11 protein-coding genes are annotated in these 12,921 nt (G+C 70.3%); all 11 read left to right on the forward strand.

Annotated elements, in window-relative coordinates:
• Window positions 1-82: 82 nt before the first annotated feature.
• On the forward strand, window positions 83-1,018 hold the full coding sequence (locus tag OG568_RS37185) for a carbohydrate ABC transporter permease (protein WP_329534712.1): 936 nt from the start codon (window positions 83-85) through the stop codon (window positions 1,016-1,018).
• A complete protein-coding gene (locus OG568_RS37190; RefSeq protein ID WP_329534713.1) occupies window positions 1,015-1,917 on the forward strand; it encodes a carbohydrate ABC transporter permease in 903 nt (300 codons plus the stop codon). Before OG568_RS37185 ends, OG568_RS37190 begins: the two co-directional genes overlap by 4 nt.
• Window positions 1,914-3,155, forward strand: coding sequence for a Gfo/Idh/MocA family protein (locus OG568_RS37195; RefSeq protein WP_329534714.1), 1,242 nt, complete (start codon window positions 1,914-1,916; stop codon window positions 3,153-3,155). The genes OG568_RS37190 and OG568_RS37195 overlap by 4 nt, the downstream gene beginning before the upstream one ends.
• On the forward strand, window positions 3,152-4,006 hold the full coding sequence (locus OG568_RS37200) for a PmoA family protein (protein WP_329534715.1): 855 nt from the start codon (window positions 3,152-3,154) through the stop codon (window positions 4,004-4,006). Before OG568_RS37195 ends, OG568_RS37200 begins: the two co-directional genes overlap by 4 nt.
• Complete coding sequence (locus OG568_RS37205; RefSeq protein WP_329534716.1) at window positions 4,006-5,535, forward strand: glycoside hydrolase family 43 protein; 1,530 nt, start codon at window positions 4,006-4,008, stop codon at window positions 5,533-5,535. Before OG568_RS37200 ends, OG568_RS37205 begins: the two co-directional genes overlap by 1 nt.
• A 39-nt stretch (window positions 5,536-5,574) precedes the next feature.
• Window positions 5,575-6,912, forward strand: a complete 1,338-nt coding sequence (locus OG568_RS37210; protein ID WP_266415398.1) for an ABC transporter substrate-binding protein — start codon at window positions 5,575-5,577, stop codon at window positions 6,910-6,912.
• Window positions 6,913-7,081: 169 nt separating this feature from the next.
• Entirely contained in the window at window positions 7,082-7,876 is a 795-nt protein-coding gene (locus tag OG568_RS37215) for a rhamnogalacturonan acetylesterase (RefSeq protein ID WP_329534717.1), read from the forward strand.
• A 40-nt stretch (window positions 7,877-7,916) separates the two neighbouring features.
• Window positions 7,917-9,263 (forward strand): pectate lyase family protein, encoded by a 1,347-nt coding sequence (locus OG568_RS37220; RefSeq protein ID WP_329534718.1) that lies wholly within the window; start codon window positions 7,917-7,919, stop codon window positions 9,261-9,263.
• Window positions 9,264-9,435: 172 nt separating this feature from the next.
• A complete protein-coding gene (locus OG568_RS37225) occupies window positions 9,436-10,578 on the forward strand; it encodes a pectinesterase family protein (RefSeq protein ID WP_329534719.1) in 1,143 nt (380 codons plus the stop codon).
• A gap of 2 nt (window positions 10,579-10,580) precedes the next feature.
• Window positions 10,581-11,597, forward strand: a complete 1,017-nt coding sequence (locus OG568_RS37230; protein ID WP_329534720.1) for a pectinesterase family protein — start codon at window positions 10,581-10,583, stop codon at window positions 11,595-11,597.
• 62 nt (window positions 11,598-11,659) lie between these two features.
• Complete coding sequence (locus OG568_RS37235) at window positions 11,660-12,772, forward strand: right-handed parallel beta-helix repeat-containing protein (protein WP_266415406.1); 1,113 nt, start codon at window positions 11,660-11,662, stop codon at window positions 12,770-12,772.
• Window positions 12,773-12,921: the final 149 nt, after the last annotated feature.

Here is a 12,921-nt window from a genome sequence, read left to right on the forward strand (position 1 = left end):
CGCTTCACCCATGTGTACGTAGCAAGCGCTTCCTGTCAGCACGGCAAGCGTTCCACGGCACCCGCCAGAACGGAGAACAGTCATGGCCCAAGCCGCAGTCGTGGCGAAACAGCCCGCGCCACCCCGGCGGCGCCGTGGCTCGGCGACGCCCCGCAAGCTCCCGTATCTGCTGATCGCCCCGGCGGGCCTGCTGATGCTGGGCTTCATCGCCTACCCGGTCATCAGCGTCTTCTACTACAGCCTGCAGAACTACAACCCCACCAAACCGTGGCGCAACGGCTTCGCGGGCTTCGACAACTTCACCCACGCCTTCACCAGCGACCCCCAGTTCTGGGACACGCTGACCTTCAGCGCCAAGTGGGTCTTCGTCGAGGTCGGCCTGCAACTGCTCTTCGGGCTCGCGCTCGCGCTGATCGTCAACCAGACCTTCGTGGGACGGGCCGTCGGCCGCGCGCTGGTCTTCTCGCCCTGGGCCGTCTCCGGTGTGCTGACCTCCGCGATCTGGGTGCTGCTCTACAACTCTCAGACCGGCATCACCCGTTACCTGGCCGACGCGGGCATCGGCCAGTACGGCACCAGCTGGCTTTCGGACACCTCCACCGTCTTCCCGGCGGCCGTCGTCGCCGACCTGTGGCGCGGTGTCCCCTTCTTCGCGATCCTGATCCTCGCCGATCTCCAGTCCGTCTCCAAGGACCTGCACGAGGCCGCCGAGGTCGACGGCGCCAGCCGCTTCCGGCAGTTCCTGCACATCACACTGCCGCACCTGAAGGACGCCATCATCCTGTCCACGCTGCTGCGCGCGGTGTGGGAGTTCAACAACGTCGACCTGCTCTACACGTTGACGGGCGGTGGCCCCGCGGGCGAGACGACGACCCTCCCGCTCTACATCGCCAACACCAGCGTCGACGCCCACAACTTCGGCTACGCGTCCGCCCTCACCACGGTCGCGTTCGTGATTCTGCTCTTCTGTTCGGTCGTCTATCTGCGGCTGAGCAAGTTCGGAGGCGGGGACAAGTGATCACCGAGGACGCCACGATCAGCGCCCCCGCGGCGCCCGCCCCGCTCACCGAGGAGCCTCCGCAGCGCCCGGGCGGGAAGCGACGCGCCTGGGACGAGGTCCCGCGCTGGCACATCTACCTCCCGCTCTCCCTCTACCTCCTCTTCACCCTGATCCCCTTCTACTGGATCCTGCTCTTCGCGCTCCGCCCCGCCGGCTCGACCTCGCTCGTGCCGTGGCCCATGACCTTCGACCACTTCGACAAGGTCTGGAACGACCGCAGCTTCGGGACCTACTTCCAGAACAGCGTGCTCATCGCCGTCGCCACCCTGGTGATGACGACCCTCGTCGCCCTCGCCGGCGGGTACGCCCTGGCCCGCTTCGACTTCAGGATCAAGCGCGGCTTCATGCTGGCGCTGCTCTGCTCCCAGTTCGTGCCGGGCGCACTCCTCCTGGTCCCGCTCTTCCAGATCTTCGCCAAGCTCCAGATGATCAACTCGCTGGGCAGCGTCATCATCGCCGAGACGGTCTTCCAGCTGCCGCTGTCGATGATCCTCATCAGCGGGTTCATCAGGAACGTCCCGTACTCGCTCGAAGAGGCCGCCTGGGTCGACGGCTGCGACCGCTTCACCGCCTTCCGGATCGTCGTCCTGCCCCTGCTGCGGCCCGGGCTGATCGCCGTCGGCTCCTTCGCCTTCGTGCACGCCTGGAACCACTTCCTGTTCGCCCTGATGTTCCTCAGCGACCAGAGCAAGCAGACCATCCCCGTAGGCCTCAACACGCTGATGAGCTCCGACAGCGTCGACCTGGGCGCACTCGCCGCGGGCGGCATCATCGCGGCCGTCCCCGTCGTCATCGTCTTCGCCTTCATCCAGAAGTGGCTGATCACCGGGTTCAGCGCGGGGGCGGTGAAGGGATGAGGCCCGCCGAGGAAGTCGCGTCGAGCACGACCACCGGACGACTGCCGCTGCCCGTCGTGCTCGCGGGTGCGCGCGGTCACGGCCGCTGGCACCTGGAGAACATCCGTCGGCTCCAGGACAAGGGGCTCGTACGGCTGGCGGGCATCTGCGAGCTGACCCCGCTCAGCGAAGAGGAGCTGAACGGGCAAGAGGTCGAGCAGTCGGCCGACTTCGGCGCCCTCCTCGACTCCACCGGCGCCGCGATCGCCGTGATCTGCACGCCCATCCCCACCCACACCGACCTGGCGCTGATCGCCGCGGGCAAGGGCGTACACCTGCTGCTGGAGAAGCCGCCCGCGCCGTCGTACGCCGAGTTCCGCCGGATGGCCGACGGGGTCGCCGCGGCCGGGGTCGTCTGCCAGATCGGCTTCCAGTCGCTCGGCTCGCACGCCGTGCCCGCGATCCGGAAGCTGATCGCGCAGGGTGTGATCGGCCAGGTGACCGGGGTCGGCGGGGCGGGTGCCTGGGCGCGCGACGAGGCGTACTACCGGCGGGCGCCCTGGGCGGGCAAACGCCGTCTCAATGGCGTGGACGTGATCGACGGGGCGCTCACCAACCCCCTCGCGCACGCCGTCGCCACCGCCCTCGCGCTGAACGGATCCACGCGCGCCGAGGACGTCACCGCGATCGAGACCGAGCTGCTGCGCGCCAACGACATCGAGTCCGACGACACCTCCTGCGTGCGGATCACCACCGTGCGGGGCCGGGTCACCGTCGCCGCCACGCTCTGCGCCGAGCGGCCCGGCGAACCGTACGTCGTGGTGCACGGCAGCAGCGGCCGGATCACCTTCTGGTACAAGCAGGACCGCGTGCTGGTGCAGCGGTCCGGGCACGGCCCGGAGGAGATCGAGTACGGCCGTACGGACCTGCTGGAGAACCTGGTCGCGCAGCTGACGGAGGGCGCCGAACCGCTGGTCGCGCCGGATGCGACGGGTGCCTTCATGAAAGTGGTGGAAGCGATCCGGCGGGCGCCCGACCCGCTCGCGCTGCCCGCCGACGCCTGGGAGCCGCTCCCCGGGGAGAACCGCAGGGTCGTGCACGGCATCGACGGACTCGTGGCGGCCGCCGCCGACACCCTCGCCCTCTACTCCGAGCTCGGCGCCTCCTGGGCCAGGCCGAACCAGGTCCCGAGCCAGGCTCCGAACCAGCTCCCGAACACGGCCGTGAACCAGGTCCCGAACGAGGTGAGCACCCCATGAACCACGCACAGAGCACCGACTCGCTCGTCCTGCGCGTCGCGGGCCGCCCGGTCGGCCGGTACGTCACCCGGCCCGAACTCGCGCCCCGGTTCTCGCCGCGCCCCTACCTCCACCCGGTGACCACCCTGGCCGGCACGGCCGTCACCGAGCTCAGCCCCGCCGACCACACCCACCACCTCGGCGTCGGTGTCGCCGTTCCCGACGTCGAGGGGCACAACTTCTGGGGCGGGCGCACCTACGTCCGCGACCAGGGCCCCACCGAGCTGGCCAACCACGGCGCCCAGCGGCACTCAGGTTTCCAGCTGCGCGACCCGGACGGCTTCGTGGAGGAACTGCGCTGGGTGGCCGCGGGCGGCGAGCTGCTGCGCGAGCGCCGTACGGTCGCCGTCACCGAACTCACCGACTCCGCCTGGGCGTTGGACTTCACCTTCTCGCTCACCAACACGACCACGCGCCCCCTCTCGATCGGCAGCCCAGCCACCAACGGACGGCCCGGCGCGGCCTACGGCGGCTTCTTCTGGCGGGCCCGCAAGGAAGCGCGGGCGCCCCATGTCTTCACCGCCGACACCGAGGGCGAGGAGGCGGTCCACGGGGCCCGCGCCGACTGGCTCGCCCTCGTGGGCGCGGGCTGGACCCTCGTCTTCGCCGGGGCCACCGCGGCGACCCGCCGCGACCCGTGGTTCGTGCGCACCGCCGAGTACCCGGGCGTCGGATCCTGTCTCGCGCACACCGAACGGCTGCCGGTCCCGGCCGGGGAGACGGTCGTACGCCGGGTCGTCACCGTCGTCGCGGACGGCACCCTCGGCGGCAGCGAGGCCGCGGCGCTGGTACGGAAGGCGGTGAGCCCCTGATGGCGCTGATCTCCGCCGACCTCGGCGACGGCACCTACCGCAACCCCGTCCTCGACGCCGACTGGTCCGACCCCGACCTCCTGTGCGTGGGCGACGACTTCTACCTCACCGCCTCCAGCTTCGGCCGCGTGCCCGGCCTGCCGCTCCTGCACTCCCGCGACCTGGTCAACTGGACGCTCGTCGGACACGCCCTCCAACTCCTCGAACCCGCGAGGGACTTCAGGAAGCCCCGGCACGACTGCGGGGTGTGGGCGCCGTCCCTGCGGCACCACGACGACCGCTTCTGGATCTTCTGGGGCGACCCCGACCACGGCGTCTTCCAGGTCAACGCCCCGGAGATCCGCGGCCCCTGGACCCGGCCGCACCTCGTCAAGGAGGGCAAGGGCCTCATCGACGCCTGCCCGCTGTGGGACGAGGAGACCGGCGAGGCGTATCTGGTGCACGCCTGGGCCAAATCCCGCGCGGGCGTGAAGAACCGGCTCACCGGCCACCGTATGCGCCCCGACGGGACCGGGCTGCTCGACGAGGGCAAGGTGATCATCGACGCGGACCGGATCCCGGGCTGGTTCACCCTCGAAGGTCCCAAGGCCTACCGGCACGACGGCTGGTTCTGGATCTTCGCACCCGCCGGGGGAGTGGAGACCGGCTGGCAGGGCGCCTTCCGCTCGCGCGGCTTCTTCGGCCCGTACGAGGAGCGGGTGGTGCTGGAGCAGGGGGACACCGAGGTCAACGGCCCCCACCAGGGCGGCTGGGTGCGCACGAGGGCCGGCGAGGACTGGTTCGCGCACTTCCAGCAGCGCGGGCCCTACGGGCGTGTCGTCCACCTCCAGCCGATGCGCTGGGGCGCCGACAGCTGGCCGGTGATCGGCGACGAGGGCGCCCCCGTCGCCGTACACAGGAAGCCGCGACTGCCGCCGCAGCCGCCGTCCGCGCCCGCCACCGACGACGACTTCCCCGGCGGCCGGTTCGGACGGCAGTGGCAGTGGACCGCCAACCCGCAGGACGGCTGGGCCACCCAGCACTCCGGGGACGGGCTGCGGCTGAGCTGCGTACGGACGGTCGACGCGCACGACCTGCGCAAACTGCCCAACGTCCTCACCCAGCGGCTGCCCGGCAGCCCCGCCACCGTCGAGGTGGAGCTGCGGCTCGACAGCGAGGAGCCGGGGGCGCGGGCGGGGCTCGCGGTGCTCGGGGACGCGTTCAGCTGGATCGGGCTCCAGCGGGAGCCGGACGGATCGGTGCGGCTCGTACACCGGTTCGCCGAGTCGGTGGCCGACCACGAACGCGACGCCGCACATCCACGAGAGGCGCCCGAGGGACGGGTCCGGCTGTGGATCGAGAGCGGGGCGGGGGCGCGCTGCCGGTTCTCGTACGACGTCGGGGGCGGCCGGCAGCCCTCCGGCCAGGTCTTCGCCGCCACCCCCTGGCGCTGGGTCGGCGCGCTGCTCGGACTTTTCGCGCTCGCGCCCGTCGGCGGGGGACACGCCGGCGCGGCCTCGTTCACGCAGTTCCGCATCACCAGTTCCTGAAGCCAGCTCACCCGTCAGCCAGAAGAAGAGAGCCGATCAATGAAGATCACCATTCACAGAACCGGGCGTGCCGCGACGGTCGTCGCCCTGGGCTCCGTGCTCGCGCTCACCGCCACCGCCTGCGGCGACAACGGCAGCGGCGCGGCGGGCGACAAGGGCACCGAGGGCTCCGGCAAGGGCGAGATCACCTTCTGGGACAACAACGGCGGCGTCCGCACCGACATCTGGAAGCAGATCATCGCGGACTTCGAGAAGAAGTACCCGGACATCAAGGTCAAGTACGTCGGCATCCCGGCGGCGAGCGCCCAGTCGAAGTACGACACCGCCATCCAGGGCGGCGGCCTGCCCGACGTCGGCGGCGTGGGTACCGCGATGCTCGCCGAGGTCGCCGTCCAGGGAGCGCTGGAGCCGCTGGACAGCCGGCTCAAGGGGAGCTCGCTGAACGGCAAGCTGAGCCAGAACCTGCTCGACGTCAGCCGGTCCGCGGGCGGCGGTGACACCCTCTACCAGGTGCCGACCTCCGCCAACAACGGCACGCTGTGGTACCGCACGGATCTGTTCAAGGCGGCGGGCCTGGACGCCCCGACCACCTGGTCGAAGTTCTACGACGCCGCCGACAAGCTCACCGACAAGGGCAAGAACAAGTTCGGCTTCACCATCCGGGGCGGCGAGGGGGCCATCGCGCCGGCGCTCGACGCGGTCTACGGCCAGACCGGTATCACCTCGTTCTGGAACGGCGACAAGACCACCGTCAACGACCCGAAGAACGTCGCCGCCCTCGAGAAGTACATCGCCCTGTACAAGAAGGACACCCCGTCCGCCGACGTCAACAACGACTTCACCAAGATGGTCGCCCAGTGGGACAGCGGCACCATCGGCATGCTCAGCCACAACCTCGGCTCCTACCAGGACCACGTGAAGGCGCTGGGCGCGGAGAAGTTCCGCGGTATCCCGAACCCGACGCTGGACAGCGGCGCGCGCGTGCAGGTGTCCAACCCGGTCGACGGGATGAGCCTGTTCAAGTCCAGCAAGAACAAGGCGGCCGCCTGGAAGTTCATCGAGTTCGCCGTCTCGGCGGCGGAGAACTCCAAGTTCAACGAGTCGGCGGGGCAGGTCCCGGCGAACACCGACGCCGCGAAGGACGCGTGGATCCAGCAGGCCGAGCCCACGAAGCTGGCCGCGGAGGCGCTGAACGGGGCCGGTACCAAGATCGTGCAGCTGCCGTACTACCTGCCGGACTGGAACACGATCTCCAAGTCCGACAACGAGCCGAACTTCCAGAAGCTGCTGCTCGGGAAGATGAGCGCGAAGCAGTTCCTGGACACGGTGGCCGACCAGTTGAACAAGGCGCAGGCGGACTGGAAGGCGAACCACTAGCTCCGCTGGTCGGGCCGGGTGCGGTCGGTTCGTGGTCTTCGAGGTTGTGTGGCGACCGCGGGCCGGGTGTGGCTGGTCGCGCCCACGCGGCGGAGCCGCACATTGATACAGCCCCGCGCCCCTGAAAGACGGGGCGCGGGTCCCCCCTCTGCTTGAAAGGCGCACGTTCGTGTCCCTTACGCGTAGACAGGTCACCTCGGCGGCCCTTGCCGCCGTTCCGGTCGCCCTTGCGGCAACCGGCACCGCACAAGCCGCCCAGCGTCGCCGCACCCTCTACATCGCCGGTGACTCCACCGCCGCCCAGAAGTACGCGGACGCCGCGCCCGAGACCGGGTGGGGCATGGCGCTTCCGTTCTTCCTGCGGGAGCACTTGGGCGTCGCCAACCACGCCGTGAACGGGCGGAGTTCGAAGAGTTTCGTCGACGAGGGACGGCTCGACGTCATCCTCGGGGCGATCCGTCCCGGCGACTTCCTGCTCATCCAGTTCGGGCACAACGACGAGAAGAGCGCCGACCCGACGCGCTACACCGAGCCCTGGACGACGTACCAGGACTACCTGCGGCAGTACGTCGACGGGGCGCGGGCCCGTGGCGCGCGGCCGGTGCTCGCCACCTCCGTGGAGCGCAGAAAGTTCGACGCGGACGGCAACGCCGTGCCGACCCACGGCGACTACCCGGCGGCGGTGCGCGCCCTCGCCGAGGAGGAGTGCGTGGCGCTGCTCGACATCCAGGCCCTGTCGATCGCCCTGTGGCAGGGGCTCGGCGTCGAGGAGACCAAGAAGTACTTCAACTGGACCGCGACCGAGCAGGACAACACCCACTTCAACCCGCCGGGTGCGATCGCCGTGGCCCGGCTCGTCGCGGCCGAGCTGCTGCACCGCCGGGTGCTGGCACACCGGGACGTGCGCCGGCTCGACGAGGAAGTCCCCGAGTCCTGGATCACCTGGCCCGACGCCCCGGCGTAACCCCCTTCCACAGAACCTCCGCCAGAAGGAGAGCCGCACAATGAACACACAGATATGGCATGCGCATGCCACAGGACGTGCCAAAGTGAGACCGGCGGCGACGGCCCTGCTGGTCGGTTGCACCGCTCTGGCTCTCGCCGTCACCGGCACCACCGCCCAGGCCCAGGCCCGGTCGAGCGACCTCGGGCGGGGGACCCTTGCCGCCGGTGACGGCTGGGCCTCGGACGGCACGGGAACCTCCGGCGGCGCGGCGGCCGACGCCGCTCACGTGTACACCGTCACCACCTGGGCCGAGTTCAAGGCCGCGCTCAAGGACGGCGGCACGGCCCCGAAGATCATCCGGGTGAAGGGCACGATCGACGCCAACGCCGAGGGCTGCGAATCCTTCGCCGCGCCGGGCTACGACTTCGACGCCTACCTGCGGAAGTACTCGCCGGAGAACTGGGGATACGGCACCAATCTGGACGCCGAGCCCGACGACAGCCCCGAAGGCCTGCGCCGCGCCTCCGCCGCCAACCAGGACACCGCCATCAAGGCGGAGATCCCCGCCAACACCACCCTCGTCGGCCTCGGCGAGGACGCGGGGTTCAAGGGCGCCAGCCTCCAGATCAAGGCCGTGGACAACGTCATCGTCCGCAACCTCACCTTCGAGAGCCCGCTCGACTGCTTCCCCCAGTGGGACCCGACCGACACCTCCGTCGGCAACTGGAACTCCGAGTACGACAGCGCGGTGGTCTACGGCTCCACGCACATCTGGCTGGACCACAACACCTTCACCGACGGAGACCACCCCGACAGCACGCTGCCCACGTACTTCGGCCGGATCTTCGAGCAGCACGACGGCGAGCTGGACATCGTCAAGGGCGCGGACTACGTGACCGCCTCCTGGAACGTCTTCACCGACCACGACAAGACGATCCTCATCGGCAACAGCGACAGCGCGTCCACCGCGGCGGTCGACCGGGGCCACCTCAAGGTCACCTTCCACCACAACCTGTTCTCGAACCTCGTCGAGCGCGCTCCCCGCGTCCGCTTCGGCCAGGTCGACTCGTACAACAACCACTTCGTCGCGGACGACGGCTACTCCTACAGCTACGGCATCGGCATGGAGTCCCAACTCGTCGCCGAGCACAACGCGTTCACGCTGCCCGCCGGGGTCAGCGCGGCGACCGTCCTGAAGAAGTGGAAGGAGGCGCCGCTCACCGCCGCGGACAACTACGTCAACGGGGTGGCCACCGACCTGATCGCCGTGCACAACGCGGAGATCCCCGCGGAGACGCTGCAGTCCGGGGCCGGATGGACGCCGACCCTGCGGACGAACGTCGACTCACCGAGGGCGGTGCCGCGGATCGTGGACCACGGGGCGGGCGCCGGAAAGATCTGCTGACCCACGTCGGACCTTCGCCGGACCCACGCCTGACCGACCCACCTGCGACCCATCTCCTGGTCAGGCCGGAGCGGCTCCGCACCCGCCCATCACCCAGGGCGCGCCGCTCCGGCCCCTTTCCCCGCGGAGCCCGCGGGGCTCTTGAGCCGCCGTACAGCGAAGGAGCATCGTCATGCTCTCCCGCACCACCCCCAGTCGCAGAACCTTCCTCGCCGCCGGTGCCGGAGCCGCTCTCGCGCTCGGCCTCACGGCCCCCGCGCGGGCCCAGGGGCGCTCCCCCTTCGGGCGCTACGGCTCACCGTCGGCCCGTCTCACCGAGCGGACCCTGTACGTCCACCCCGGCGGCCTCGGCGACCACACCACCGTCCAGGCCGCCGTCAGCGCCGCCGGGGGCACCTCCCAGGCGTCAAGCACCGGGGGAGGGGCGGGATACAACCTGGTCATCGCGCCGGGAACGTACCGCGAGACGGTCGCCGTCAGCGTCGCCCGTACGGAGATGACCTGGATCGGCGCCTCCGGGGACCCGCGTGACGTCGTCGTCGTGTACGACAACGCCAACGGCACCCCGAAACCCGGCGGCGGCACCTACGGGACCACCGGGTCGGCCACCACCACCGTGCAGGCCGACGGGTTCACCGCCCGCTCGGTCACCTTCGCCAACGACTTCCTACGCGCCGACCACCCCGAGATCACCGGCACCCAGGCCGTCGCCATCAAGGTCCAGGGCGACCGCTCGGCCTTCGTGGGGTGCCGGTTCCTGGGCCACCAGGACACGCTGTACGCCGACTCGATCGCGCTCGGCACCTTCGCCCGCCAGTACTACCGCGACTGTTACGTCGAGGGTGACGTGGACTTCGTCTTCGGCCGGGCGACCGCCGTCTTCGAGCGCTGCCACTTCCGCACCCTGGACCGCACCGACCTCGCATCCGCCCCGTACGGCTTCGTCTTCGCCCCCTCCACCGCCCTCGCCAACCCGCGCGGCTACCTGGTCACCCACAGCCGTGTCAGCAGCGCGGCCCCCGACGCGTACTACAAGCTCGCCCGCCCCTGGGTGCCCGGCTCGGACACCACCGCCCGGCCGATGCTGACCGTCCGCGACACCCGCCTCGCCGCCGGGATCGACGCGGTCGCGCCCTACACCGACATGGCGGACACCTACCCCTGGCAGCGCCAGCGCTTCGCCGAGTACCGGAACACGGGTCCGGGGGCCGTGATCACCATCCCCGAGAACCGTCCCCAACTGAGCCCCGACGAGGCCGAGTCGGCGACCCGCGAGGCGTACCTCGGCGAGTGGACGCCGTGGAAGGGGTGCTGAAGATGCGCCGACGCGCCTTCCTCGCCACGGCCGGTGCTCTCACGGTCCTCGGTGCGACTCCCGCCTTCGCGGGCGGACGCCGGGTGCTGCACGTCCGCCCCGGTGACTCGGTCCAGGCCGCCGTCGACGCGGTGACCGGAGCCGGCTGGACGATCGTCGTGCACCCGGGCACGTACCGCGAGGTCGTGAACATCCCCGCCGACAAGGCCGGCCTGACAGTGCGTGGCGCCACCCGCGACCCGCGCGACGCCGTCATCGTCTTCGACCGCGCCAACGGGACCCGGAAGCCGGACGGCTCGGGGACGTACGGCACCGCGGGCTCCGCCACCTTCACCTCGGCGGCGCCGGGGCTCACGGTGCACGGGCTGACGCTCGCCAACGACTGGCTGCGCGCGGACCACCCGGACATCACCGGGACGCAGGCGGTGGCGGCGTACGTCACCGGGGACCGCTCGTCCTTCACCCGCGTCCGTCTGCTGGCACACCAGGACACCCTGTTCGCGGACACGACGGCCCTGACCGCCTTCGACCGCCAGTACTACCGCGACTGCTACATCGAGGGCGACGTCGACTTCGTCTTCGGGCGGGCCACCGCCGTCTTCGAGCGCTGCCACTTCCACACCCTCGACCGGGACGTCGCTTTCAAGCCCGAGGGGATGGTCTTCGCGCCCTCCACGGCCCGCGCCAACCCGCACGGCTTCCTGGCGGTCCGCAGCCGGGTCACCTCCGGCGCGGAGGACGGGGCGTACAAGATCGCGCGGCCGTGGGTGCCGTCGTACGAGACGACGGCCTGGCCGTCCCTGGTCGTACGGGAGACGGAACTCGGCCCCGGCATCGACGCGGTGGCGCCCTACGTCGACATGCGCGCGGCCTACCCCTGGCAGTCCATGCGCTTTCGCGAGTACCGCGATACCGGCCCCGGCGCGGAGATCACCGTCCCGGAGAACCGTCCCCAGCTCACGGACACGGAAGCCGCGTCGCACACGCGTGCGGTGTATCTCGGCGACTGGCGCCCGTGATGTCCCCGCACCGACCACCCCGTTAGCTCCACCCACCCGCATCGACGAAAGGACCGCACTCCATGTCTCGTCGAACCGCTCTCGCTCTGGGCGCCACCCTGGCGCTCGGCGCAGGACTCGCCGTCCTGCCCACCCAGGCCCAGGCGGCGACCGTCGTCGTCAGCACCACGGCCGATCTCACCAGCGCCATCAAGAACGCCACCGCCGGCACCGTCATCCAGGTGCGCGCCGGCACGTACTACCCGACGGCCACCCTCCAGTCGACCGCCAACGGCACCTCGTCGAGCCCCGTCACCCTCCAGGCGTACGGCTCGGAGACGGTGAAGATCGACGGCTCGTCGCTGCCCGCCGGGGACTGGATCTTCAAGCTGACCGCCGACTACTGGAACGTCTCCAACCTCACCTTCCAGAACTCCCCGGACAGCGCGGTCGTCTGCCAGTCCTGCACCGGCACGAACTGGAACAACATCAAGACCATCAACGGCGGCGACTCCGGCTTCACGCTCACGGGTGACGGCACCGTCAACAACACGGTCAAGAACCTCGACTCGTACGGCAACTACGACGCCGCCACCCATGGCGAGAACGCGGACGGCGTCGCGGTGAAGTTCGGCTCGGGCACCGGCAACCTGATCACCGGCGCCCGCCTGTACAACAACTCGGACGACGGCATCGACTTCTGGTCCTTCTCGTCGCCCGTCACCGTCGAGCACACCTGGTCCTTCGGCAACGGCAAGAACCGCTGGGGCGACTCGGCCTTCGCGGGCGACGGCAACGGCTACAAACTGGGCGGCGACGGCGAGGTCGTCGCGCACGTGGTCAACAACTCTGCCGCCTGGGACGACGCGGGCAACGGCTTCACCGAGAACTCCAACACCGGCTCGATCGTGATCAACCGCACCACCGCGTACGCCAACGGCAAGTACGGCTACTACTTCGCCACCAGCTCCGCGAAGCTCGGCAAGAACCTGGCCGTCGGCAACGGCAGCGCGGCCGTCTCCAAGGGCTCCTCGGTCACGTCCTCCGGCAACAACTGGGACTCGGGCATCTCCACCCCGTCCTTCGTCTCCACGGACGCGTCGACGACGTACAACGCCCGTAAGTCCGACGGCTCACTGCCCGCGACGACGTTCCTGACGACGGGCAGCACGACGATCGGCGCCACGATGAACTAGCTCTCGGCAACCGTTCCGTGCGGGAAGCGGCAGGGCCGACCGCTTCCCGTACCTACGCCGACGTCCCCCAGGAAACGGAGATGGTCAGGCGTCGCGAAAAGGGTGGGCGACCCGCCCGGGCGCCCCATCGCCGCCCAGCCCACCCCGCA

The sequence above is a fragment of the Streptomyces sp. NBC_01450 genome, from assembly GCF_036227505.1.
Classification (GTDB): Bacteria; Actinomycetota; Actinomycetes; order Streptomycetales; family Streptomycetaceae; genus Streptomyces.

Bases quoted from the DNA above. Each gene is read 5' to 3' on its own strand.
- OG568_RS37185 (WP_329534712.1), top strand. From the start codon at position 83: ATGGCCCAAGCCGCAGTCGTGGCGAAACAGCCCGCGCCACCCCGGCGG.
- OG568_RS37195 (WP_329534714.1), top strand. From the start codon at position 1,914: ATGAGGCCCGCCGAGGAAGTCGCGTCGAGCACGACCACCGGACGACTG.
- OG568_RS37200 (WP_329534715.1), top strand. From the start codon at position 3,152: ATGAACCACGCACAGAGCACCGACTCGCTCGTCCTGCGCGTCGCGGGC.
- OG568_RS37205 (WP_329534716.1), top strand. From the start codon at position 4,006: ATGGCGCTGATCTCCGCCGACCTCGGCGACGGCACCTACCGCAACCCC.
- OG568_RS37210 (WP_266415398.1), top strand. From the start codon at position 5,575: ATGAAGATCACCATTCACAGAACCGGGCGTGCCGCGACGGTCGTCGCC.
- OG568_RS37220 (WP_329534718.1), top strand. From the start codon at position 7,917: ATGAACACACAGATATGGCATGCGCATGCCACAGGACGTGCCAAAGTG.
- OG568_RS37225 (WP_329534719.1), top strand. From the start codon at position 9,436: ATGCTCTCCCGCACCACCCCCAGTCGCAGAACCTTCCTCGCCGCCGGT.
- OG568_RS37230 (WP_329534720.1), top strand. From the start codon at position 10,581: ATGCGCCGACGCGCCTTCCTCGCCACGGCCGGTGCTCTCACGGTCCTC.
- OG568_RS37235 (WP_266415406.1), top strand. From the start codon at position 11,660: ATGTCTCGTCGAACCGCTCTCGCTCTGGGCGCCACCCTGGCGCTCGGC.